21 protein-coding genes are annotated in these 22,779 nt (G+C 44.0%); 14 read left to right on the top strand and 7 right to left on the bottom strand.

What is annotated here, in order from left to right; all coding sequences use genetic code 11:
- Position 1: 1 nt before the first annotated feature.
- Complete coding sequence (locus B0E43_RS18130) at positions 2 to 1,102, bottom strand: VWA domain-containing protein (RefSeq protein WP_077352869.1); 1,101 nt, start codon at positions 1,100 to 1,102, stop codon at positions 2 to 4.
- Between the two features lie 252 nt (positions 1,103 to 1,354).
- Here B0E43_RS18130 and B0E43_RS18125 point away from each other — a divergent pair, with 252 nt between their 5' ends.
- Together B0E43_RS18125 and B0E43_RS18120 are read left to right on the top strand one after the other, a co-directional pair.
- Positions 1,355 to 1,570: a hypothetical protein gene (locus B0E43_RS18125; protein ID WP_077352867.1), complete on the top strand. Its 216-nt coding sequence runs from the start codon at positions 1,355 to 1,357 to the stop codon at positions 1,568 to 1,570.
- Positions 1,571 to 1,781: 211 nt separating this feature from the next.
- Complete coding sequence (locus B0E43_RS18120) at positions 1,782 to 4,472, top strand: discoidin domain-containing protein (protein WP_077352392.1); 2,691 nt, start codon at positions 1,782 to 1,784, stop codon at positions 4,470 to 4,472.
- 128 nt (positions 4,473 to 4,600) lie between these two features.
- On the opposite strand, the gene B0E43_RS18115 is transcribed toward B0E43_RS18120, so the two are convergent.
- A complete protein-coding gene (locus B0E43_RS18115) occupies positions 4,601 to 5,011 on the bottom strand; it encodes a PIN domain-containing protein (protein WP_077352390.1) in 411 nt (136 codons plus the stop codon).
- Positions 5,004 to 5,261: a DUF6364 family protein gene (locus B0E43_RS18110; RefSeq protein WP_077352388.1), complete on the bottom strand. Its 258-nt coding sequence runs from the start codon at positions 5,259 to 5,261 to the stop codon at positions 5,004 to 5,006. The genes B0E43_RS18115 and B0E43_RS18110 overlap by 8 nt, the downstream gene beginning before the upstream one ends.
- A gap of 92 nt (positions 5,262 to 5,353) precedes the next feature.
- Here B0E43_RS18110 and queG point away from each other — a divergent pair, with 92 nt between their 5' ends.
- A complete protein-coding gene (gene queG, locus B0E43_RS18105; protein WP_077352865.1) occupies positions 5,354 to 6,301 on the top strand; it encodes a tRNA epoxyqueuosine(34) reductase QueG in 948 nt (315 codons plus the stop codon).
- Here the strand turns inward: queG and nadC are convergent.
- Together nadC and B0E43_RS18095 are read right to left on the bottom strand one after the other, a co-directional pair.
- Positions 6,282 to 7,139 (bottom strand): carboxylating nicotinate-nucleotide diphosphorylase, encoded by an 858-nt coding sequence (nadC, locus tag B0E43_RS18100; RefSeq protein ID WP_077352386.1) that lies wholly within the window; start codon positions 7,137 to 7,139, stop codon positions 6,282 to 6,284. The genes queG and nadC overlap by 20 nt on opposite strands.
- Before the next feature lie 42 nt (positions 7,140 to 7,181).
- Positions 7,182 to 7,577, bottom strand: coding sequence for a DUF4783 domain-containing protein (locus B0E43_RS18095; protein ID WP_077352384.1), 396 nt, complete (start codon positions 7,575 to 7,577; stop codon positions 7,182 to 7,184).
- Between the two features lie 134 nt (positions 7,578 to 7,711).
- Here B0E43_RS18095 and gpmI point away from each other — a divergent pair, with 134 nt between their 5' ends.
- Positions 7,712 to 9,238: a 2,3-bisphosphoglycerate-independent phosphoglycerate mutase gene (gene gpmI, locus B0E43_RS18090; RefSeq protein WP_077352382.1), complete on the top strand. Its 1,527-nt coding sequence runs from the start codon at positions 7,712 to 7,714 to the stop codon at positions 9,236 to 9,238.
- Positions 9,235 to 9,798 carry a hypothetical protein gene (locus tag B0E43_RS18085; RefSeq protein WP_139352819.1) on the top strand — a complete coding sequence of 188 codons (564 nt, stop codon included), beginning with the start codon at positions 9,235 to 9,237 and terminating at the stop codon, positions 9,796 to 9,798. The genes gpmI and B0E43_RS18085 overlap by 4 nt, the downstream gene beginning before the upstream one ends.
- Positions 9,799 to 9,895: 97 nt before the next feature.
- Here B0E43_RS18085 and B0E43_RS18080 read toward each other — a convergent pair whose 3' ends face one another.
- Positions 9,896 to 11,575, bottom strand: coding sequence for an amidase (locus B0E43_RS18080; protein WP_077352378.1), 1,680 nt, complete (start codon positions 11,573 to 11,575; stop codon positions 9,896 to 9,898).
- A 74-nt stretch (positions 11,576 to 11,649) separates the two neighbouring features.
- Here B0E43_RS18080 and B0E43_RS18075 point away from each other — a divergent pair, with 74 nt between their 5' ends.
- Positions 11,650 to 12,087 (top strand): hypothetical protein, encoded by a 438-nt coding sequence (locus tag B0E43_RS18075; RefSeq protein ID WP_077352376.1) that lies wholly within the window; start codon positions 11,650 to 11,652, stop codon positions 12,085 to 12,087.
- A gap of 173 nt (positions 12,088 to 12,260) precedes the next feature.
- Here B0E43_RS18075 and B0E43_RS18070 read toward each other — a convergent pair whose 3' ends face one another.
- Positions 12,261 to 12,560, bottom strand: coding sequence for a hypothetical protein (locus B0E43_RS18070; RefSeq protein WP_077352863.1), 300 nt, complete (start codon positions 12,558 to 12,560; stop codon positions 12,261 to 12,263).
- Positions 12,561 to 12,720: 160 nt separating this feature from the next.
- Between B0E43_RS18070 and polA the strand changes: the two genes are divergently transcribed.
- The 8 genes from polA (at position 12,721) to B0E43_RS18030 (ending at position 22,776) form a co-directional block, all read left to right on the top strand.
- The gene (gene polA / locus B0E43_RS18065) at positions 12,721 to 15,558 is read left to right on the top strand and encodes a DNA polymerase I (protein WP_077352374.1); all 2,838 of its coding nucleotides are present in this window, start codon (positions 12,721 to 12,723) and stop codon (positions 15,556 to 15,558) included.
- Positions 15,559 to 15,758: 200 nt separating this feature from the next.
- The gene (gene radA / locus B0E43_RS18060; protein WP_077352372.1) at positions 15,759 to 17,132 is read left to right on the top strand and encodes a DNA repair protein RadA; all 1,374 of its coding nucleotides are present in this window, start codon (positions 15,759 to 15,761) and stop codon (positions 17,130 to 17,132) included.
- 36 nt (positions 17,133 to 17,168) lie between these two features.
- The gene (locus B0E43_RS18055; RefSeq protein WP_168171973.1) at positions 17,169 to 18,398 is read left to right on the top strand and encodes an FAD-dependent oxidoreductase; all 1,230 of its coding nucleotides are present in this window, start codon (positions 17,169 to 17,171) and stop codon (positions 18,396 to 18,398) included.
- A 9-nt stretch (positions 18,399 to 18,407) separates the two neighbouring features.
- A complete protein-coding gene (locus tag B0E43_RS18050) occupies positions 18,408 to 19,337 on the top strand; it encodes a glycosyltransferase family 2 protein (RefSeq protein ID WP_077352368.1) in 930 nt (309 codons plus the stop codon).
- A 193-nt stretch (positions 19,338 to 19,530) separates the two neighbouring features.
- Positions 19,531 to 20,277: a TMEM175 family protein gene (locus B0E43_RS18045; RefSeq protein ID WP_077352366.1), complete on the top strand. Its 747-nt coding sequence runs from the start codon at positions 19,531 to 19,533 to the stop codon at positions 20,275 to 20,277.
- Positions 20,278 to 20,449: 172 nt separating this feature from the next.
- On the top strand, positions 20,450 to 21,160 hold the full coding sequence (locus B0E43_RS18040) for an outer membrane beta-barrel protein (protein ID WP_077352364.1): 711 nt from the start codon (positions 20,450 to 20,452) through the stop codon (positions 21,158 to 21,160).
- Between the two features lie 145 nt (positions 21,161 to 21,305).
- Positions 21,306 to 21,674 carry a DMT family protein gene (locus B0E43_RS18035; RefSeq protein WP_077352362.1) on the top strand — a complete coding sequence of 123 codons (369 nt, stop codon included), beginning with the start codon at positions 21,306 to 21,308 and terminating at the stop codon, positions 21,672 to 21,674.
- A 136-nt stretch (positions 21,675 to 21,810) separates the two neighbouring features.
- Entirely contained in the window at positions 21,811 to 22,776 is a 966-nt protein-coding gene (locus B0E43_RS18030) for a PD40 domain-containing protein (RefSeq protein ID WP_077352360.1), read from the top strand.
- Positions 22,777 to 22,779 lie beyond the last annotated feature (3 nt).

The following is a 22,779-nucleotide window of genomic DNA, read 5'->3' as shown; positions in this document are numbered from 1 at the left end:
CTTAGAAGCGTTTGGTTCGGTTTCGTCTGTAATCTTCAAAAATGAGGTCTCCAAGACCTTTGAGACTGGAGTAATAGGCATTGCCGTTGTTAACTTTGGTGAACTCTTTGACAAATTCCTTCAGGTAAGGGTCAGAGGCAATCATGAAAGTGGTCACGGGGATTTTAATTTTTCGGCATTGTGCAGCAAGTTTTAGCGTTTCAGCGAGGATTTTGCTGTCGATGCCAAAGCTGTTTTTATAGTATTTGATTCCGACTTTCAGGCAGGTTGGTTTACCGTCGGTGATCATGAAAATCTGCTTGTTTGGGTTTTTTCGCCTTCTTAGCAAATCCATTGCGAGTTCCAATCCAGCCACAGTATTGGTGTGGTAGGGTCCAACCTGCAGGTAGGGCAAATCCTTGATTTCGATCTGCCAAGCGTCATTTCCAAACACGATGATGTCCAAGGTGTCTTTTGGGTAGCGAGTTTTAATGAGTTCCGCCAGTGCCATCGCGACTTTTTTGGCAGGTGTGATCCGATCCTCCCCGTACAAAATCATGGAGTGGGAAATATCGATCATCAAAACGGTGGAGGTCTGAGACCGAACCTCATTTTCCATGACTTCAAGATCATCCTCGGTGAGCAGGTATTCACCCGAAAAGCCATGATTGGCCTGGGCATTTCTGAGAGAATCAGTCAGGGCAATCTGGTCCAGGTTGTCACCGAATTCAAAAGCACGTCGGTCTGTGCCCCGCTCATCTCCAGTACCGGAATGAGTGGTCTTGTGTTGGCCTGATTTGCTGCGCTTCAATTTGCCAAAAATCTCTTCCAGTGCATTTTTGCGGATGTTTTGCTCTGCCTTTCCGGTGATTTTGAATTCGCCTTTTTGATTTTCCTCTGTGAGGTATCCTTTGGATTTGAGGTCTTCTATAAAGTCACCGATGCCATAATTCGGATTGGTCATGTTGTATCGCTTGTCCAGATTGGTCAGCCAACTCAGTGCTTCTGCCACATCCCCTCCCGTCATTGTAACTAGCTGAAGGAAAATATTGAGCAGGTTTTCGAAGGTATTTTTCTCCGGATCATTGGGAGGTACATACTGGGTGAAGCGAAATCCTTTCATGTGTTTATAATTGATTTTCAATGACCACATGGAATCTCGCGTGGATGAAATTCATCTCAATGTGTGACAGTTTCGTCATGCTCGATTTCATAATTAGATTTTAGACGCAAGACTTTAGCAGGCGGCTCTGATAAATAAATTTGGTTGGAAAATGCCATTTTACAAGCCTGGCAAGCCTTATTGCTGTCAGTTTGGGGAATAACAAACGGATATGCATCTGAGTTTAATATAACAGATAAAATCTCCGGAAAGATGAAAAACTATCTGACTTCGGTAGGAATAGTGACAGGAATTTTGATTCTGTTTGTCACCTTGATCCAGATCAATATCAGTCACTTTCTTATTTGGTTGATCTTCCTTGCCGGTCCGTTTTTGATAGGTTGGATGGTCTGGGCAGTTTTGACAGCTCCTGTTGAAATCAACGAGACCTTTGATGAGCAATGGTATCAGGATCGGCTAAAGGAATAAAAGAGAAAATCACTTTTTAGGTGCCAAGCTAAATTCCATTTCTTCAGGAAGGGTTTCACTTTTATATCTTGGCCAAGTAGCCTAAAAAAATATTCTGAGGGTAAGTACTTAAGGCCAAAAACCCATATTTTGGCCGATCTGTTTTGGCTTTGAAGAGAGTCAATGATATAATGAAGTAAATCTTTAGCCTAAAACCTGACCCTGATTGTAGATGCAACTATCCAAAAAACTTCTTTTCATTTCCTGTGTTTCTTTAGCTGTATTGTCCGGCTGCAAAAAAGAAAGATCTCCATTTGACATTTCACCAGCTGAGAGTTTGGATCCCAAAAGAGCAGAAGCTCCCTATCCGAGTATAGCAATTCCGGCAGATGTGGATTTGGAATCTCCCCGCTGGAAAGGCATCGATCTGACACCCATGCCACCGGTGATTCCTTTGTCCGCCAACGAGGAAATGAAAACCTTCGTCCTGAAGCCGGGATACAAAATTGAGCCGATTCTTTCCGAACCTCAAGTAAGAGAACCTGCCGCCATTCAGTTTGATGGGAATGGAAGGATGTATGTGCTCGAACTCAGAAGTTACATGCAGGATATCGATGCCAATGGAGAGTTGTTTGCCACTTCACGCATATCCAGATGGGAAGATGAGGACAATGACGGGATCTATGAGACAGGCGTAGTGTTTTTGGACAGTCTCGTGTTCCCGCGATTTGTAGTTCCTTTTGGGCCAAATACCATTTTGTCCATGGAATCCAATGAGGATCATGTGTACAAATACACCGATACTGACAATGATGGCAAAGCAGACAAAAAAGAGCTGTTTGCCACTGGTCTTGGCAAGTCCGGAAATGTAGAGCACCAGACCAGCTTTTTGACCTGGACCATGGACAACTGGATGTACAGTACCTACAATTCGAGAAGAATTCGTTGGACTCCAGATGGGGTGATTCAAGAACCGACAGGTAATCCTTACGGTCAGTGGGGTGTGACTCAGGACAATTATGGGCAGGTTTGGTTTCAGGATGGAGCAGGCGGGGTGCCGCAGAATTACCAATTCCCGATTGTCTATGGCAATTTCCGGGTAGAGGGTCAGCTTCGCGAGGGATTCCGTGTTCCATACAGCTTGGTGAAACTGGCAGATTTCGAGCCGGGAATGCGTGAAACCAAACCTGACGGTTCACTAAACAATGTGACAGGATCAGCAGGAAATGACGTATTTCGAGGTGATCGTCTTCCAAAAGAGTTGATCGGACAGTATTTTTATGGGGAGCCTGTTGGTAGGATTATCCGGCAGGTCAAATCCGAAAAAGAGGAAGGTCTTACCTACCTCCAAAACGAATACATTGATTCGGAGTCAGAGTTTATCCAGTCCACCGACCCACTTTTCAGACCGGTGGATATCGCCACAGCACCGGACGGCACCATGTATATCGTGGATATGTACCGGGGAATTATCCAGGAAGGAAACTGGACACAGGAAGGCAGCTACTTGCGAACTAAGATCCAGCAGTACCAAATGGATGATATCGTCGGAAATGGCCGAATCTGGAGAGTGACATACGATGGGATGGAGAGAAGCAAGGAAAAACCTCGGATGTATGATGAAACAACTGCCGAACTCGTCCGCCATCTGGAACATCCAAATGGCTGGTGGAGAGATCAGGCTCAGCAAAACATCATCCTGAGACAGGATAAATCAGTTGCAGGGGACTTGGAAAAAATGGTGAATTCGACCAATGAATTGGCGAGGATTCATGCCCTTTGGACTCTGGAAGGATTGGGAGCTTTGAAAGTGGAGCTGGTCAGAAAATTGATGAAAGACCCAAGTCCCGCCATTCGAATCCAAGCTCTCAGAGCCAGCGAAACTCTTTACAAGTATGGAGAAAAAAGTCTGGCTGACGATTACCGGGCAATGGCAAATGATTCCGATCCAGGCGTAGCAATCCAAGCTTTGCAAAGTGCCTATATTCTGAAAGTGGAAAACGCGGATAAACTGCTTCAGTCCAGTCTGAAGGCCAACCAGGCGAAAGGGGTTCAGCTGGTTTCCACTCAACTTTTGGAAAGAGAAGAAGAAGCCAAGAAGCTGGCCTCAACTCAATATTCTCCTGAGCAGCAAGTTCTTTTTGCCAAAGGCAAGACCATATTTGACAGCTACTGCTCAACCTGTCACGGGGTGAAAGGATTGGGAACACCTGCGGGAGGAGGAAATCTTATAGCTCCTGCATTCTCAGGGTCCCCAAGAATATTAGGCCATCCAGAATATGCTGTGAAAACTTTGCTTCATGGCCTGACCGGATCAATTGAAGGCAAAGAATATGAAGGCGTCATGATCCCAATGAATACCAATGATGATGAATGGATTGCCTCGGTCGTTTCATATATCCGAAATGAATTTGGAAACAAGGGAAGCTTTGTCGATCCGGAGTTTGTAGCCCAGGTCCGTAAAGAAACAGCCGCCAGAAAGTCCAATTATGGCTATGACGAATTGGTCGGGGAAGTTCCAAAGGCACTTTTCCCTCAGGATACCTGGAAAGTCACTGCCAGCAGTACGGCTTTGCAGGGAGTAGGCTCGACCAAAGATCCGTCCTATGCATTCAGCTTCAAAGGTTGGAAAACAGAAACGCCACAGGAACCAGGAATGTGGTTCCAAGTGGAGCTTCCAAAGGAGCACAACCTTGCGGAAATCCAGTTCGACTCAGGAGATGAGCAATTCCCGCTAAAATATACCGTTTCAGTATCTGCTGATGGCAGCAAGTGGGTGGAAGTAGGGAACGGAACCGGCGTAAAAGGAATCAATACCGTACGTTTGAACGGGAACTCCTTAGGGAAATTTGTTCGAATTCAAGTCGCTGAAAAAGGTGAACAACCTTGGGCAATGAAGAAACTGACGATTTTCGCCAGATAAGAAATAGAATACCTGAAAAAGGAAAAGAGTAGAAACAAATGAACAGCCCGAAACTTCAAATTTCGGGCTGTTCTTTAGCCTAAGGGCGAAAGTGGAGTTTTTAAGTTGAGGTTTTGGGTGTCTATTTACTAGGCAAAAAATTCAACAGGAGATAGAACTGGCATTTTTCCATAGCCATACTTAAAGTCTTTTTTATCTCTTGTGATCAAAAAATCCATCTTGTTATCGAGGGCAGTATAATATTGTAGGCCATCTTCTTTGTCTTTGAATTCTGAGTTCAATGATTGGGAAATTACTTTTTTGCCGGAAGAGGCAATTTCACAAATCGAAATGAATTCATGCATTGAAAATTCCAATTGAGGAATTTTGTACACTTCAAAGGCCAAATAAAATAGATTTCCCAGACTGCATTCAGCTATAAAAAGGCGGGCTAAACCATTTTGGGCAAGGATTAAAAATTTTTTTGCATCCTCAAAAAATGGTTGTCTTTTGCCAAGTAGGTCGATCACTACATTCGTATCCAAAAAAATCTTAACCATATTTCTGCTTCAAAAATCTTTTAAGGTGAACTTTATCTGATTCTTTTTGTGGCTCCATTTGCTTTATGGAGTTAAGCCTTTCTAAAAGCTTTTGGGCCATCAGTTGTATTTCTGTCTTCTCTACTTCCGGATTTTCATTTGAAAATACCTCCTCAAACATCTTGGAAAGGGAAATGCCTCTACTGGCAGCTTTTTGCTTGGCCTTTTCTACAATTTCTTTTTCTACAGTTAGCGTGAGTTTGGTTTTCATGATTACACGTGTTTGATTTAAATATACGTGTGATTTCTCAAAAGTTTTCCATCCTTTGGCTTCAGGATGTTTTAGAGTACTTTTCGAATCCTATGAATCCCGCCGAAAAACACTCCCAACTCCTCAAATCCACCGCCAAGCGCTTGGGTTTTGATTTTTGTGGGATTGCCAAAGCAGAATTTTTGGAGGAGGAAGCTCCGAAGTTGGAAGAGTGGCTCAACCGAAATTATAAGGGTCAAATGGGCTATCTCGCCAATCATTTTGACAAAAGACTGGATCCCACCAAACTCGTAGAAGGGGCAAAAACGGTCGTCTCGCTGATCTACAATTATTACCCAGCCCAAAAACTTTCAGAAGGCAAATCCGATATCAAGCTGGCGAAATATGCCTACGGAGCCGACTATCATGAGGTGATTCGTGAAAAACTGACTGAATTCCTGGAGATTCTCCGTGAAGAAATCGGGGAAATCAACGGAAGGTCTTTTGTCGACTCGGCCCCAGTCATGGAGCGGCAATGGGCGCAGAAAGCGGGTTTGGGCTGGTTGGGAAAGAACAGTCTGCTTCTCAACCGGGAGATGGGAAGCTTCTTTTTTCTCGCCGAACTCATCCTTGATCTGGAAGCAAGTCCGGATTTACCCATGGCAAAAGATTACTGCGGCACATGCACGGCATGCATTGATGCCTGCCCTACCGATGCGATTGTGCAGCCCGGAGTTGTCGATGGATCAAAGTGTATATCTTATTTGACCATCGAATTGAAAGAGGCGATACCCAATGAATTTGCCGGGAAAATGGAAAATTGGGCCTTTGGATGTGATATCTGTCAGGACGTTTGTCCCTGGAACCGCTTTTCAAAGCCAAACTCTGAACCTGCCTTTCAGACCAATTCCGAATTGGCAGGATTTACCAACCGCGAGTGGATTGAAATGACTGAGGAGACCTTCAAACGGGTTTTTTCCAAGTCTGCCGTGAAGCGGACCAAGTTTCAGGGAATCAAACGGAATGTGGATTTTCTAAACTTTAAAAAGCCTTTAAACTGATATCCAGGCTTTTTACAGAATGGGTCAGAGCCCCCATCGAAATGTAATCCACCCCGCATTCTGCAACTTGGGCAAGGGTATCCTCGGTAATTCCTCCGGAAGCTTCTGTTGAATATTTCCCTCCAATCATCCGCACGGCCTCTTTCATCGTGGCATAATCCATATTGTCGAGCATGATATAATCAATCCCTCCGACTTCCAGGACTTCCTGTACTTCTTGGAGGTTGCGGGTTTCCACCTCAATTTTCAGATTCAGACCATGCTGGGACAGGTAATTTCGGGTACGCTCAATAGCAGGTCGGATCCCACCCGCAAAATCAACATGGTTGTCTTTCAGCATCACCATGTCGTAAAGCGCAAAGCGGTGATTGACCCCTCCGCCGATGTGTACGGCCCATTTTTCCAACAGACGGAAGTTGGGAGTAGTCTTGCGGGTATCCATCAGTCTGGCTTTGGTGTGCAAAATCAGTTGGGTTAATCGATGGGTTTTAGTCGCGATTCCACTCATTCGCTGCATGCAGTTGAGCACGAGTCTTTCAGCGGAAAGAATCGACGCTGATGGTCCGGACACGATCAAACCCACATCTCCGAATTTGACTTCATCCCCGTCCTGTTTCAGGAATTCGACATGTAGTTTTGGGTCGACGGTCTTAAAAATTTCACCGGCCAATTCCACTCCCGCCAGGATTCCATCATCTTTAATCAGCAACTGGGCTTTTCCGGTTTTTTCCGCAGGAATAGAAGCCAAAGAAGAGTAATCTCCTGGTCCAATATCTTCAAAAAGGGCAGATTGGATGAAGTTCTGTAGTGCTTCGGGAGTGAGGTAGGCTGGCTTCATGCCGCAAAAATAGCCAAAACTGCGGGCTTAAGGCTGGTGAAATCAGCTTTTTACAAAATCAAGGCTGTAGATCCGAAAACTGTTGCTGTTTTGGGAGACCTTGATAAAGACCTTGAATTTGTTCTGGGTGCTCGAATATTCCCCGATATAGGTACTAAGACTGCCGGGATTTTCGTTTTGAAATACAATTGAAAATCCTTGTGAGGGGTTTTTCTTGAAAAAGTCCTTTAACACAATTTCCGCCTGGCTTTTCGAATATTCCCCTTGTTGTCCGTTCACATTCATCGAGATGCTGGAGTCAAAAAAACGTGCCAACTCACTGCTCGAACCACTACCGATGGCGGAGACGATAGGGTCGATGCTATTCTCCGATTTTCCCCCCAAATCCGGGAAAGAAATCCAAAGGAAAATTGAAAATATAAGCCTAAGCACTAGCATCAGCCTTGGTTGGCAAATTCTAAGCCAAAAAGTAGGACAAGCTTCATTTTCCTGTTTAGAAAAATGAAGTGTACAAGTCCCCCGGGAAAAGAATTCTGGGGAAAGATTGGATTGAAAAGTAATATATTTGCCGCATGGACAAAAAAGTTTTATTGATGATTTTGGACGGTTGGGGCATCGCCACCAATCCGGCGGTTTCTGCAATTGACAAAGCCAAAACGCCTTTTGTAGACAGTCTTTATTCCAAGTATCCGCATGCCAAATTGGAGGCTTCAGGACTGGCCGTGGGTCTTCCCGAGGGCCAAATGGGCAACTCTGAGGTAGGACACATGAATATCGGGGCCGGTAGGATTGTTTTTCAGGACTTGGTCAAAATCAACTTAGCCGTGGCCAACGGCGAACTCAATTCACATCCTGTGTTGGCAGCTGCTTTCGCAAAAACCAAAGCAGCTGGCAAAAAAGCGCACTTCATCGGGCTGGTTTCTGACGGAGGAGTTCATGCACATATCAAACATTTGAAAGGACTCTGTGATGCCGCCAACTATCACGGCATGGAGCAGGTTTTCATTCATGCTTTCACAGATGGTCGTGATACTGATCCTAAAGGAGGGATCAAATACTTAGCGGATCTTCAGGAACACCTGAAAAACTCTGCAGGACAAATCGCCTCAGTGGTGGGCAGATACTATTCCATGGACCGCGACAACCGTTGGGAAAGAGTGAAGCTCGCCTTCGATGCAATGGTCAAAGGCGAAGGGGAAAAGTCCAAGGACATCCTTGCCGCAATCCGAAAATCCTACGACAACAATGTGACGGATGAGTTTATCCGGCCTATCATCCATGTCGGGGCAAACAACAAGCCACTTGCTACTATTGAAGAAGGCGATTTGGTGATTTGTTTCAACTTCAGAACAGACCGTGGCCGTGAAATCACCCAGGTTTTGACTCAACGGGACTTTGAAGATTACAACATGAAAAAACTCAACCTGGATTACATCACTTTTACTAATTACGATGATACTTTCCAGGGTGTACAGGTGCTTTTTGACAAGGACAACTTGAATAATACAATCGGAGAAGTTTTAGAAAAAGCCGGGAAAAAACAGATCCGAATCGCTGAAACCGAGAAATATCCCCATGTGACGTTCTTCTTTTCCGGAGGAAGAGAAACGGAGTTTATCGGGGAAAGCAGAATCCTTTGCCCCTCTCCAAAAGTGGCCACCTACGATCTCAAGCCTGAAATGAGTGCTTATGAGATTGCTTCAAAAATCAATACAGAGCTGAAAAAGAAGAGTGCAGACTTTATTTGCCTTAACTTTGCCAACGCGGATATGGTCGGACATACCGGAGATTTTGATGCTGCAGTCAAAGCTTGTGAGGCAGTCGATGAGTGTGCTCAAAATGTAATTTCTGCCGCATTGGCCAATGATTACACTACCATCGTGATAGCGGACCATGGCAACTCTGATATGATGATCAACGAAGACGGTACTCCAAACACCGCCCACACCACGAACCTGGTTCCGATTATTATGGTTGATGGCAAAGAACAACTATCGGTCAAAGACGGAAAATTGGGAGACTTGGCACCGACTATCCTGAAATTGATGGGGGTTCAGATCCCAGCGGAAATGACCGGAGAAATCCTGTTGAAGAAATGAAATTCAAAACCAATTTAATACTCGGGCTGCTCCTATGGGCAGCTTTTTCATGCATATCCGGTGAAGGTGGGAAAAAGATGGAGGAACTTCCCTACTTCAATCTGAGTGGATTCTTGGATTTGGAGCTTGCCAAATTGGATGGTGCTGAGGTGGCCAAAATCTCCCAGATCAACGGAGAGGAGAATTTGGTGGAAAAGAAGTATTCCCTAAAAGAGTGGAAAGAAGAATTTCAGGCGTTTTACAGCGCAGAAATCAATTCTTCTGCGCTTGCACTTTCTTATTCCACTGAAACGGAAGGAGAATATTTGATCCATCGCCTAATGCCTGAGACCAAAGGAAAAGTGAAGGAGATAAGAATCAAGTACATCAAGGAGTATCCATCATCCATCAGTTTTAAGATGTCGGATGAAAACCTTTTTTTCTCGACTTCTACTGCCGGTGAATTTCACATGAACCAGACAACAAATAAACTGGAGCATTATTCTGTCGAAACCACCCAAAAAGTTTGGTTTTTGGATCCGACAACGATCAAAATCTCGGGAGTTGTGATTTGGCGTTAGAAAAGAAAGCAGAAACAAAAAGTGAAATGGCCCGGAATTGGATTTCCCGGGCCATTTTCTTTTGGATTTTTTGGCTAAAAACGGGAGTCTTTCAACTCTACTTGTCAAACATCGGAGGCCGTTTGGCCTGCCAATCGGTGTTTTCCTGGATCAATCTGCCCAGCATGATGAGTTTTTCCTCCTCGAAAAGATTTGCGAGCAAAGTGATGGAAGTTGGACTTCCATTTTCGGCAAATCCATTTGGCATACACAAAGCTGGATGCCCGGTTAAGTTGGTAATCTGAAGTTGCTGGCCTGCGAAAGAAGGGGTCACGATCACATCATAGCCTTTTATCAGTTCGTGCATTTCTTTGATCAAAAGACTTCTCTGTCGGCTCATCTGAACATATTCCACTGCCGGGATAAATCTCGCTGCGCGGAAAATATTGGGCCAGGCATTGCGGTGTTGGGCGACGAGTTGATCATCCAGATTGAGTCTGGTCAGTTCATCAAAAGCCGCTGCTCCTTCCACCAAAAGCATGTTTACAATTGGCGCGGGATTCATGCTTACCTTAAGTTCGAGTGGATGGAGCTCAATACCCTGGTTTTTGAGAACCTCAAGTACAGCCTGATCATTTTTTATGTTGGCACGATCACCTTCAAAAAAAGGCTTGAAATAGCCCACTTTGAGCTTTTTGACTTCATTTTTTGCTGAATAATTGAAAGCAGCGGGAATGGTGGAGGCATCTCTTTCATCCAATCCATTAATGATGGAAAGCACGATTGCATTGTCCAAAGCAGAACGTGATATCGGGCCGATTTTATCCATGGACCAGCTGAGGGCCATCGCTCCGTGTTTGCTCACTCGACCATACGTCGGACGGAGGCCTGTGACTCCGTTTCGTGTGGAAGGAGAAACAATTGACCCTAAAGTTTCTGTCCCGATGGCAAAAGGCACCAATCCCGCACTAACCGCCGAGGCAGAACCTGCCGAGGACCCACTTGATCCCTGCTTGAGATTCCAGGGGTTTTTGGTCACCCCGCCGTACCAAACATCTCCCATAGCCAAAGCGCCCAAGGTAAATTTTCCAACCAATACCCCTCCGGCATCTTCTAGCTTTTGGACTACAGCTGCTGTTTCGTCGATGACTTGATCCTTGTATGGATTTGCTCCCCAGGTGGTTTTGGTTCCTTTTACTGCCAGCAAATCTTTGATCCCAAAAGGAATTCCGTGGAGCACGCCACGATATTTTCCGGCTGCCAATTCCTGATCCATTTCCCGGGCCTTTGCCATTGCCGGCTCCTCCAGCAAAGAAATCAGGCACTGAAGCGTATCCGAGTAGGTTTTGATCCGATCCAGGTAGATTTTGGTCAGACGTTCCGAGCTGATTTGTTTGTTTTTGATCAAAACAGCAAGTTGACTTACCGATAAATAGGCAATGTCATTTTCCTTTTCCGGTAATGCTACCCTGTCAGGCAATCCCCAATCAATAGGTTTTTGATCCTGATTGGGATAAAATCCCTGAGGCAATGGGTTGAATACCAAAGCTGGTGCAACAGAATTTGCCAGTTTGGTCTGTCGGAGAATTTCAAAATTGCTTCGCTGTGTGGTGAGCGTGTTGATCATGCTGTCTTTTTCCTGTGGAGAAAAAGTCAATCCGATCAGATCAGCAGCAGAATCTATGGTGGCTGGCGTGATTTCTCCGGCATTTCGCCCAAGTGTAAATCCAAGAGCCAGGAAGGCGGTAGCTCCTAAAATCATAAAAGCGCGGGAGCTCAGGTGGTTTTTTCGTTGCATTGGATAGTTTTGTATAAATACCAAACATAAAGCACCTGAAGGTGTTCAATTCGCCCAAATAAATCAACTTATCTATGGATCAAAAACCTTTGTTTCCCACATTCCCTATGCATTTCAGGGGATTGTTGCTCCTGGCAGGCATGTATACGATCGCCTGGTCAGCATTGTACAAATGGTTTGGTCCCGAATTATTGAAATGGATGGCTATGGGAAATGCGGAATTGGCCGAGCTGCCAACCAATTATTTTGGGTCTTTCGGAATTTTGGTTGGCCTGGTGATTTTCTTTGCAGCCTTTTATCCGGTAAGCTGGGTTTGGTTGATCTTGGCAGGGATTACCGGCAAAATCATTTCAGCAATCTGGTTTACTTTCGGATTTGCACCTGATTTGAGCTGGAACAAGCGAAGTGTTTTTCATTTGGTTTTCAATGAAATTGTTTGGCTGATTCCTCTGATTTTGATTTTCCTGAGAGCACTTCAGGTAAAAAATTATCTAAATGAGTCCGAAAAATAAAATCAGGACACAAAAGGGAAAAGTGGCCTGATCTAGGAAAAATAAAGGGTTTTCCAGAAAAAGTACCGAATGAACTTCGACCAAATCAGTCTATATTCAAAGGAAAATCAAGGGCAAGGGGAAGATTTTGGAAGAGAAAATCAGGCTGTTCCTTTTCAGAAACAGCCTGTATATCAAAAAATCAAAATCAACAGCAGGATGATAATGATGATCGCCCCAATTGAAAGATAAACACCGTTTCCGGTGGCTTTGGCTTCTTCCTTCATTGCCTTCATTTCTGACTTAACGGCTTTGATTTCAGCTTTACTCATGGATTTGAAATCCATTGCTTTGATTTCTTCCAACCTATTTTCCATTTCAGTCAACCGGACTTGCTGAGCTTCAGTAAGCTCCTTTTTTGGATTTTTTATAGGAGTCGCCCCAGCGAACTGCACGCTGAGAAATAATATCAGGATGATTAGTGCCTTTTTCATATAGAGTAGATTTTTTGGTACTGGATCCAATGAATCCAAAATTGGTTCCAAACCTTGCCAGTCTCTGACCGAAAAACGAAACCAAAGCCTCTGGTGCCGGAAAAATTGTAACTTAGAAGCCTCAACCTGGCCAGAACAAATACTTAACATTTATCCACAAATGTCCCAAAAACAAGCCTGCAAGCTATTTTTATTAGATGCCATGGCCCTCATTTACAGGGCGCATTTTGCTTTTAGCAAAAATCCGAGAATCAATTCAAAGGGCCTGAATACCGGGGTGATGTTGGGCTTTACCAACACACTCTTGGAAGTATTGGAAAAGGAAAAACCTACCCACATTGGGGTGGCTTTTGATACGAAAGCCCCAACTTTTCGCCATGTGCAGTATGAGCTTTACAAGGCAAACCGTCAAGATCAGCCTGAAGACATCACGACAGCCATACCCTGGGTCAAAGAAATCGTCAAAGCATTCAAAATTCCCATTCTTGAACTGGATGGATTTGAGGCGGATGATGTGATCGGTACGCTTGCAAAAAAGGCCGAAAAAGAGATGTTTACGGTCTACATGATGACTCCGGACAAGGACTACGGACAGTTAGTCGATGACCATATTTTTCTCTACAAACCGGCTTTTATGGGCAATGGAGTGGATGTGATGGGACCAAAGCAAATCTGCGAAAAATGGGACATTGACCATGTGGACAAAGTCAGAGATATCCTGGGCCTGATGGGCGATGCGGTGGACAACATCCCCGGAATCCCCGGAATTGGGGAAAAAACCGCGGTTAAGCTTTTGAAGGAATTCGGAACTGTCGAAGGGTTGATAGCAAATGTGGATAAACTCAAAGGCAAGCAACGTGAAAACGTGGAGAATTTTGCCCAACAGGGAATTCTCTCCAAGGAACTGGCCACAATCAAGATTGACGTTCCGGTAGATTTTGTCCAGGAGGAGTTGCGGTATGATGGATTTGAGGAGGAAAAACTCAAGTCAATTTTCACTGAACTGGAGTTTAGAACGCTTGCGGCACGGATTTTTAAAGAGCCGAGCTCTAAAAAAGCATCCATAAGTGCTCCTGCTCAGATGGATTTGTTTGGCGCTGCTACTGCACCCTTGGCAACGGTTTCATTGGAAAGAGAGGAGGGTGAACCTGAATCAACACTGGAAGTTGGTCCACCTCCAATTTTGGATACGATCTGGGCAAATGTACATAACTACCATAAAATCAAAGGAAAAGAAGAAGTGGCTGAATTGGTCACTTACCTACAAATGCAAAAGGAAGTCTGTTTTGATACAGAAACGACTGACTTGGATGCCATGAAAGCCGAACTGGTGGGACTTTCTTTTTCCTATGTTTCTGGCGAAGCCTATTACATTCCGGTCTATGAAGACCAAAACCAAACCCAGGAAATCCTGGAGATTCTTCGTCCATTTTTTGAAAATGAAGCCATTCTCAAAATCGGCCAAAATGTGAAGTACGATATGCTCGTGCTGAAAAATTATGGAATCGAGGTGAAAGGAACGCTTTATGATACCATGCTGGCTCATTACCTCATCGAACCGGAAGGGAAGCACAGTATGGATTGGCTGGCCCAGCAGTACCTACATTACAAGCCTGTTTCCATCACCGAACTCATCGGCAAAAAAGGCAAAAACCAGGGCAATATGCGTGATGTAGACGAGGATGAAGTCACGGCTTATGCTGCCGAGGACGCGGATATTACCTTAAGACTAAAGGAAAAATTTGATCCGACGCTTAAGGCCAACGGTTTGGAAAAACTCTTTGATGAGGTCGAAAATCCCCTGATCCGGGTGTTGACTGATATGGAATTTGAAGGGGTTCGGATCGATACTGCAAGCCTTGCTGAGCTTTCTATTTTGTTGGAAAAAGAAAGCAAGGAAATCGAAAAGCAAGTTTACGAGTTGGCTGGAGTTCGCTTCAATTTGGCTTCACCAAAACAACTGGGAGATGTGCTTTTTGAAAAACTGAAACTGGATCCTAAGGCCAAAAAAACAAAAACCGGCCAATATGCAACAGGAGAAGAAATTCTGAGCAAAATGGCAAACGAACATCCGATTGCTGAGGCGATTTTGGATTTCCGTCAGATGGTTAAGCTGAAGTCGACTTATGTGGATGCTTTGCCTACCATGATCAACCCAAAAACCGGACGGATTCACACAACTTACAATCAGTTTGTGGCGGCGACGGGAAGGCTTTCCTCCATCAATCCCAACCTGCAGAATATCCCCATCCGGACCGCCCGTGGCCGAGAAATACGAAAGGCATTTGTTCCGAGAGACGAAAACCACATTTTGCTTTCTGCGGATTATTCACAGATAGAACTTCGGCTGATGGCGGCATTTTCCGGAGACGAGTCGATGCTGGAGGCGTTCAAAAATGGACGGGATATCCATGCAACCACTGCTGCGAAAATCTTCAAAGTTCCTTTGGAGGAAGTGACTACGGATATGAGGAGAAAAGCCAAAACGGCCAATTTTGGGATCATTTACGGGATTTCGGCTTTCGGACTTTCGCAGCGGCTTTCCATTCCGAGAACTGAGGCGAAAGAAATCATTGATGCCTATTTCCAGGAATTTCCTGCGGTGAAAGAATACATGGACGGAGCGATCGAAAAGGCCAGAAAAAATGAATACGTGGAGACCATTCTCGGTCGCCGCCGCTACCTCCGGGATATCAACAGTCGGAATATGACCATGCGTGGTTTTGCCGAGCGAAATGCAATCAACGCTCCGCTTCAGGGTTCGGCAGCCGATCTGATCAAAGTGGCCATGATACATGTGTATGAATGGATGAAAAAAGAAAACCTCAAATCAAAAATGATCCTGCAAGTGCATGATGAATTGGTTTTTGACGCCCATATAGACGAAGTTGAGCTTTTGAAAAAGAACATTCCAGAGCTGATGTCCAATGCGATCAAACTTGCCGTGCCGATAGAAGTGGAAGTTGGAGTTGGTGCGGATTGGCTGCAAGCACATTGATTTTTAGAATCAAGATTCAAGATATCAGACACAAGATTTGAGACTCTGATACGAAGATATAGGTATCAAGATGCTAGTATCAAGAAGTTCGATTTTGCTTCTCAAGTTCGCAATTAGAATTAAGAGCGTCATTTCCCAGCTGATCCTTAGAAGTTCTTAGAATCCTCGTAAATCGTATTTCTAAAATCGTAAATCCGAAAATGGCTAAAACCAAAACCTCTTTCTTCTGTCAAAACTGCGGAGCACAAAGCCCCAAGTGGATTGGTCGTTGCCCAGCTTGCGGAGAGTGGAATACTTATGTTGAAGAAATCATCCAAAAGGAAGAAACCGGAAAAGGAAGCTGGAAACCGCAGGGAACCGGTATTAAAAAAGCCAATACACCCCAGAAGATCGCTGAGGTAAACTACGAGGAGCAGTCCCGCTGGGTGACGGGAGACCCCGAACTCGACCGAGTATTAGGTGGTGGAATTGTCCCAGGTTCATTGGTTTTGATCGGCGGGGAGCCTGGAATCGGCAAGTCCACGCTGATGCTTCAAATCGCTTTGATTCTGAAAGGAAAGACGATCTTGTATGTCTCAGGAGAGGAAAGCGAAGCCCAAATCAAGATGAGGGCTGACCGGATGGATGCCAAAAATCCCGATTGTTACGTGCTCTCCGAGACCAATACCCAGCAGATTTTCCAACAAATTGAGATTCTGAATCCCGACTTGTTGGTCATAGATTCTATCCAGACGTTAAACAGTCAGTACGTGGAATCTGCCGCCGGATCGGTTTCGCAGGTACGGGAATGTACCGCAGAACTGATGAAATTTGCCAAGGAAACCGGAACACCTGTTTTCCTTATAGGCCATATTACCAAAGACGGTTCTATCGCCGGACCAAAGGTCCTGGAGCACATGGTGGATACTGTTTTACAGTTTGAGGGAGATCGGCATTTGACTTATCGGATTTTGAGGACATCCAAAAACCGATTTGGTTCGACCCACGAACTCGGGATCTACGAGATGCGGGCGGAGGGACTTCGCTCAGTTGCCAATCCTTCGGAAATCCTTTTGACACAAAGAGAAGAAGTTCTAAACGGAGTGGCCATCGGCGCCATGATGGAAGGCAATCGGCCTCTGCTGATTGAAATCCAATCCTTGGTCAGTCCTGCCACTTATGGAACCCCCCAAAGAAGCAGCACCGGGCATGATGCCAAACGGCTGAATATGCTGTTGGCAGTGCTGGAAAAGCGTGGAGGAATGCGTCTGGGGCAGCAAGATGTGTTTTTGAATGTAGCCGGTGGACTTCGGGTGGACGATCCTGGATTGGATTTGGCGGTGTGCGCATCGTTGATTTCAAGCTATGAGGATACACCAGTCTCCGAACATATTTCATTCGCCGGGGAAGTCGGCTTGGGAGGAGAAATCCGGGCGGTATCACGAATCGAAAACCGGATTGCTGAAGCTGAAAAGCTCGGTTTTAAAAAAATCATGGTTTCCAAATATGCAGTCAAAGGATTGGATCTGAAAAAGTTCAAAATCGAAGTTGTCCAGGTGTCCAAGCTGGAGGAGATGTATCAGTTAATTTTTTAAGTTAAATACCTTTTTGAAAAGTAACCTTATTTCATTTTGACCAAAAAAGACAGAAGAATCGCCATTTTAGGCGGTGGAGGTTTGGGGGTTTGTGCAGCCCTTGAACTTGCCCAAAGAGGGTATCGGGTCCAAATTTTTGAAGAGCATCAGGAGCCCTTAAAAAAAGCAAGTTATGCCAATGAAGGTAAGATCCACGTGGGTTTCATTTTCGCTATGGACCGCAGCTTTCAAACGGCCGGGAAGATGATAGATGGGGCCATCCATTTTTTTGATTACCTGAGCAGGTGGACCGATGCAAAGCCTGAAGCGTGTGTTTCTACTCCTTTTTATTATCTGGTCCACAAAGGATCCCTGTTGAATGCAGGGCAGCTTGATGCCCACTATCAAAAATGTGTGGATTATTTTGGGCAGGTCCAATCCAAAACGAAAAAGCGCTACGTGGGACTGTTTGATACTTTGGAGGCAGAGCTTTTGCCCAAAGCGGAGATCGATGGCATTGGCGATCCAGAGTGGATAGACGATGTTTTTAGGACTACTGAGTATTCCCTTGAGCCTCGATATATCGCCGAAAAACTTACGCTGGCTCTTAATCAAAACCCGGAGATTGAGGCCCACTTTTCCTCCAAAGTGACTGGCGTGTCTCAGGTAGGAAATGGTCTCAAAGTAGAATATTTACAGGATGGATTGGCCCTGTCTGATACCTTTGACGAAGTGATCAACACAGCATGGAATGGCCTTTTGGAAATTGACCGAACCATGGGGATCTCACCGATCGGGGAGTGGTCTTTCCGATACAAGTTTGGCAATAAATTGTTGATTCCTTTGAAGGAAGCAGACCTTCCATCCTGCACCATGGTCTTGGGTCCATATGGTGACACGGTAAATTTCAAGGGAAAGGGAGCTTTTTTATCTTGGTATCCCATTGGACGGACGGCTTGGTCTTCAGAGCATAGACCACCCGAATGGGATTCGATGTATGCCAAGGAAGAACGAATGAAGGTCTTTCATGGGAGTTTTGAAGAGTTGAAAAAGAGAATTCCAAGTTTAGGCAATCTTGATTTCCCAATAGGTAGTGTAGATCCTGTCGGGGGTGCGATTTTGGCATTGGGTAATTCGGATGTAGATCAGAAAAAAAGCAGACTTCATGATCGTTTCGAGGTTGGGCTAAGATCTTTTGGAAACTACCATACTATCGATACCGGAAAATATACTCTGATTCCACTTTTGGCGATGCAAATAGCAGACAGGGTGGAAGGAATCGCATAAATTTAGGTCATGCCCGCTGTCTCTATTATCACCGCCACGTACAACAGCAGCCACTTGCTGAAGTATGCGATTCAAAGTGTGTTGGATTCGGAATTTCAGGATTGGGAACTGATCGTAGTGGGAGATTGCTGTACAGATGATACCGAAGAGGTTGTCAAGAGGTTTGCCGATCCCCGGATTTCATTTTTCAATCTGGAGAAAAACAGCGGTCAGCAAGCCAAGCCGAATAATTTTGGACTTGAGAAGGCCAAAGGAAAATATCTTGCATTTCTCAACCAGGACGATCTTTTTTTCCCGGATCACTTGTCAAAATGCGTTGAAGAAATTGAATCCACAGGAGCAGATTTTCTTATCATCCCCGGAATAAAGATTTTAAGCTCAAAACAGGATGATTTTGAGTCCGGAAATTATGGAGTTCAGTTGTGCAGTGTGCATCCTGATGGAAAGTTTTCCACCAATGTATTTAGTGTGGCCTCCACGTGGTTTTTGAAAAATAAGTCCGCTCAAATCCTCGGGCTTTGGAAAATGGAGCATGAGCTATATGTGACTCCTTCCCAAGAATGGATATTTCGTGCCTTTTTGGGAGGTATCTTATTCCATTTTCCAACTCGGGTCGGGAGTATGATCATCCTGAGTGGTGAGCGGAAAAACTCTTACATAACCCGATACAGTTTCGAGCACGAATTCTTTGGAAAAAGGCTGCATGATTTAGAACTGAAGGCTAGCCTAATGGAAAAAGCAGCTGTCTTTGCTCATAAAGAACTTCAAAATCAGCTTTTTTTCAAACCAAAAATCCTGATCAAAAGAGTATTGGGGTTACCCTTAGATTGGATTTCAAAACTTTTCAAAATTCACCCATCAGCTTACCGGTTCAGGAGAGCTTGGGGTAAAAAAGGAAATTTGATACAGAAAGTCAGAAAGGATACCGGCCTGGATTAAATCTGTCAAATACAGTTTTTGAATTTTGGCTTTCACCCTAGCTTTGAAAACCAAAATTGGAATCAAATGAAAGTACTCCTCACCATCCATCAGTTGATTTTTTGAGTGCAAAATGGTGTTTTATTTCCCTCTTTATTAATTAGGAAAATCGCCTTAAGTCTTTGATTTTTATAGAAGACTAATCGGTTTTTCATTGAGAACTAAATTAAAGAATTACAGTTTTCGAGACCCAAATTTCAACTACCGTGGCAAAAACCCGGGAAGGTTGGATAACCTGACTGATGCTGTTTTTGGCATTGCGATCACTTTACTCATTTTCAATCTGGTCAATCCAAATTCCTTTGAGGATTTGGTGGCATTTACCAAAACGCTTCCGGCTTTCTTGGTTAGCATTGCTTTTTTGATGCTGGTCTGGAAAGAGCACGTCAACTTTTCCCTGATTTATGGCTTGCACAGTGCCTGGATCGAAACCCTGAATGTCCTGTTCATTGCCTTGATCATATTCTATGTTTACCCGCTTCGCTTTTGGACACTTTTCCTAACCAATTTTTTATTTGAAACTGATATTTCGATTCAGATAAGGGGCGCTCAAGTTCCAGATTTGATGATTTATTATGGCTTCGTAGCCATGGCGCTTTACATCTGTTTGCTATTTTTTTACCTGAATGCAAGCAGGAATCGGGAATTTCTCCAACTCAATTCCTATGAAATACTTCACACCAGGATGCAGATTAGCAGGATGGTAATTTTTATAACAGTCCCATTGGTTTCGATACTGGTGATTAGCTTACTTCGAGGTGTAAATGTCGGACTGGCGTCCATCCTAGGAGGAATGACCTACATTCTTTATACTCCACTGATGATTTTCTGGAGCAAAAAGTACAATTCCAAAATCAAGGAACTCAAAGGATCAAACCAATTTCAAGATTCTCTCCGCTAAGAGCTCTATGATTTTTTCTAATTCTATGAGATTTTGGAAAAATCGTCTGCAAATATGACTTAAACCCTAAAAATATGACTTATATCATGAGATAATTTAGGTAGTTAGTAAAAAAAGAGTAAATTTTATATTTGTAATTAAGTGATGCAGTGGAACTTAAACTGAATTTTTTATGAAACAAATAGCTAAATACTCGTTCGAAGTTTTCTTCCTTATCTTCTTTTTGCTTTTAATAAATCCTGGATTTGGACAGGATACTACTAAGGTGGCCCCACCTGATACGGTAAAAATAACGTCAGCTGACACCACCCAACTCGCTGTAGCGGATACAACAGTACAAAAGGAAAAAGAGGACAAAAAGGCAAAGAATACCTTTGTGGTATATATAGGTGCAAATGTAAACCAACTCAGTACCTCCGCCACTACCTATGATACAGGTAGTGATTTAGGTTATGATCTGGGAGTAAGTTATCGGAGAGGCAAATTTTTATATTGGGGTGCAGGAGCAAGGTATAACAATGCGGTTTTTGAAATAAATGACCTTAATGACAGTTCGGATTCTTCTTCCTTAACTGTAAAAAGCTTGGACATCCCATTGACTGGAGGGGTAGATTTTTTATTTTTCACCAGCAGAGTATTTACGGTTAGAGCATTTATCAGTGTTGTTCCGTCTTTTATTCTCGGGGTAGGGAATGATACTACTATTGACGTCCAAAGTGAAGACCTAAACAGCGTAGTGGTGTATGGGCAAGGAGGGATTGGGATAGATGTCTTATTTTTTGTGATAGAACTCGGTTATAATTCAGCCACACAGAATTTGTTTGAAAATGACATTAAGTCCAGGCCTAGCCAGGGCTTTGTCAATTTGGGATTTAGGTTTTAGATAGGCATTTATTTTTTCTAAAAATATTTGCCTGAACTTAGTGAGTATGGATGCTGCCTATCCAGGGGAAAGTATTCTTTTTTCCTCTGGATTTTTATTTGGATAGATGGAATTTGATGAGATTAGATTCCAAAAAAACCAACCAATGAAAGCACTCCTTACAATCGGACTTCTGGTCCTTTCAAACACCTTCATGACTTTGGCATGGTATGGCCACCTGAAATTTGCAGAATGGAAGTGGTTTAACAAACTCGGACTGGTTTCGGTGATTCTGATCAGTTGGGGGATCGCGCTTTTTGAATACATGTTTCAGGTGCCGGCCAATAAGATCGGCTTTGCCGGCAATGGAGGGCCGTTTTCTTTGGTTCAGCTCAAAGTCCTCCAAGAAGTGATTACGTTGGTGATTTTTATGATTTTTACCCTGATTGCGTTCAAAAATGAAACTTTGAAGCTTAATCACCTGATCGGGGCGATATTCCTGATTTTAGCGGTTTACTTTATCTTCAAAAAATAGGTTTATTCCAAAACTCGCATTTTCAGTTAGGGAAATCGCTCAGGCGGAACAATGCCCATGATTTAATCCCCAAAAGTCCGATTCGGGATTTAGCATTGATAAGGGAAAAAGGTAAATTTCATAAACCGATTTTCAAATGAAATCATTCAGCCTTATCTTTTTATCCGGAGTTTTGCTTGGTTCCTGTGAGCAAAAAACAGAGCCTACCCAAGAGGAGAAATACCTTATCGCCTACAATACTTTTGAACCGGATTCTTTGGCTAAAGACAATTGGGAAATCCGAGTTCTTGATCCTGATGATAGCAGCAGGTCGTCCAAAAATGTCATCCAGCATCCCGATGTGGCCTGGACTTATTTGGCGCATGAAGGCAAAATCTTTTTCATCAGCGACAGAGATACTGCCTACCGGAATTTTTTCCTGTATGAAATGACATCTAGTGGTTCTGATATAAAAAAGCTCAGCGACCTCCGTTTGGAAGACAGCTGGATGGATATTGATCCGAAGACCAATGAAATGGTCGTTTCGGCACGACCAGAGCTTTCGGTAAGGCATCAACTTTTTCTGATCAATCTGACCGATGGAAGTTTTAAGCCCTTGGTTCTGGATACCTTAAGTCGGTTCCAGGACCCTGTTTTTTCTCCTGATGGATCTCAGATTGCTTTTGTGAAGAGCCCAAAAGCAACTACTGAAGGAGTTTTTCCGGAGGTTTTCCTGATCAATAGAGATGGAAGTGGGGAAAGACAGTTAACTCATTTTCCGGTTGATGATCCGGCAGCCAAGGGTTTCGGATACAAAGCAGGAGCATTGAAATGGCATCCAACTGAGAATTTCATTTCTTATGCCAGTTCCAGAGGAGAGCATACCTTCATTTTTGGGATTAATCCTGATGGCTCCAATAATCGCCAAATCTCCCAAAGTGGCAAAGACGAAGTATATCATGACTGGAGTCCTGATGGGAAATGGCTGGTTTTTGACCAATATCAAGATACTGTTTCGAGGCAATATCATATTGTGTTGATGAACTGGGAGACCAAGGAATCAAAGATTTTGACTGATACATTAATCAAAACCCAATTGGCTCCGGTGTTTTTGATGAAATAGGCC

Origin of the sequence: Algoriphagus sp. A40, from assembly GCF_002002735.1 — a bacterium.
Taxonomy (GTDB): domain Bacteria; phylum Bacteroidota; class Bacteroidia; order Cytophagales; family Cyclobacteriaceae; genus Algoriphagus.
Note: the sequence above shows the minus strand (reverse complement) of the source record. Positions and strands in the feature narration are given on the sequence as shown.

Excerpts from the sequence above, each read along its gene's own strand:
- B0E43_RS18115 (WP_077352390.1), bottom strand. The coding sequence starts at position 5,011 with ATGGTTAAGATTTTTTTGGATACGAATGTAGTGATCGACCTACTTGGC.
- B0E43_RS18030 (WP_077352360.1), top strand. The coding sequence starts at position 21,811 with ATGAAATCATTCAGCCTTATCTTTTTATCCGGAGTTTTGCTTGGTTCC.
- B0E43_RS18040 (WP_077352364.1), top strand. The coding sequence starts at position 20,450 with ATGAAACAAATAGCTAAATACTCGTTCGAAGTTTTCTTCCTTATCTTC.
- B0E43_RS18050 (WP_077352368.1), top strand. The coding sequence starts at position 18,408 with ATGCCCGCTGTCTCTATTATCACCGCCACGTACAACAGCAGCCACTTG.
- B0E43_RS18110 (WP_077352388.1), bottom strand. The coding sequence starts at position 5,261 with ATGAAAACCAAACTCACGCTAACTGTAGAAAAAGAAATTGTAGAAAAG.
- gpmI (WP_077352382.1), top strand. The coding sequence starts at position 7,712 with ATGGACAAAAAAGTTTTATTGATGATTTTGGACGGTTGGGGCATCGCC.
- radA (WP_077352372.1), top strand. The coding sequence starts at position 15,759 with ATGGCTAAAACCAAAACCTCTTTCTTCTGTCAAAACTGCGGAGCACAA.
- polA (WP_077352374.1), top strand. The coding sequence starts at position 12,721 with ATGTCCCAAAAACAAGCCTGCAAGCTATTTTTATTAGATGCCATGGCC.
- queG (WP_077352865.1), top strand. The coding sequence starts at position 5,354 with ATGAATCCCGCCGAAAAACACTCCCAACTCCTCAAATCCACCGCCAAG.
- B0E43_RS18080 (WP_077352378.1), bottom strand. The coding sequence starts at position 11,575 with ATGCAACGAAAAAACCACCTGAGCTCCCGCGCTTTTATGATTTTAGGA.
- B0E43_RS18075 (WP_077352376.1), top strand. The coding sequence starts at position 11,650 with ATGGATCAAAAACCTTTGTTTCCCACATTCCCTATGCATTTCAGGGGA.
- B0E43_RS18130 (WP_077352869.1), bottom strand. The coding sequence starts at position 1,102 with ATGAAAGGATTTCGCTTCACCCAGTATGTACCTCCCAATGATCCGGAG.
- B0E43_RS18125 (WP_077352867.1), top strand. The coding sequence starts at position 1,355 with ATGAAAAACTATCTGACTTCGGTAGGAATAGTGACAGGAATTTTGATT.
- B0E43_RS18085 (WP_139352819.1), top strand. The coding sequence starts at position 9,235 with ATGAAATTCAAAACCAATTTAATACTCGGGCTGCTCCTATGGGCAGCT.
- B0E43_RS18035 (WP_077352362.1), top strand. The coding sequence starts at position 21,306 with ATGAAAGCACTCCTTACAATCGGACTTCTGGTCCTTTCAAACACCTTC.
- nadC (WP_077352386.1), bottom strand. The coding sequence starts at position 7,139 with ATGAAGCCAGCCTACCTCACTCCCGAAGCACTACAGAACTTCATCCAA.
- B0E43_RS18070 (WP_077352863.1), bottom strand. The coding sequence starts at position 12,560 with ATGAAAAAGGCACTAATCATCCTGATATTATTTCTCAGCGTGCAGTTC.
- B0E43_RS18120 (WP_077352392.1), top strand. The coding sequence starts at position 1,782 with ATGCAACTATCCAAAAAACTTCTTTTCATTTCCTGTGTTTCTTTAGCT.
- B0E43_RS18095 (WP_077352384.1), bottom strand. The coding sequence starts at position 7,577 with ATGCTAGTGCTTAGGCTTATATTTTCAATTTTCCTTTGGATTTCTTTC.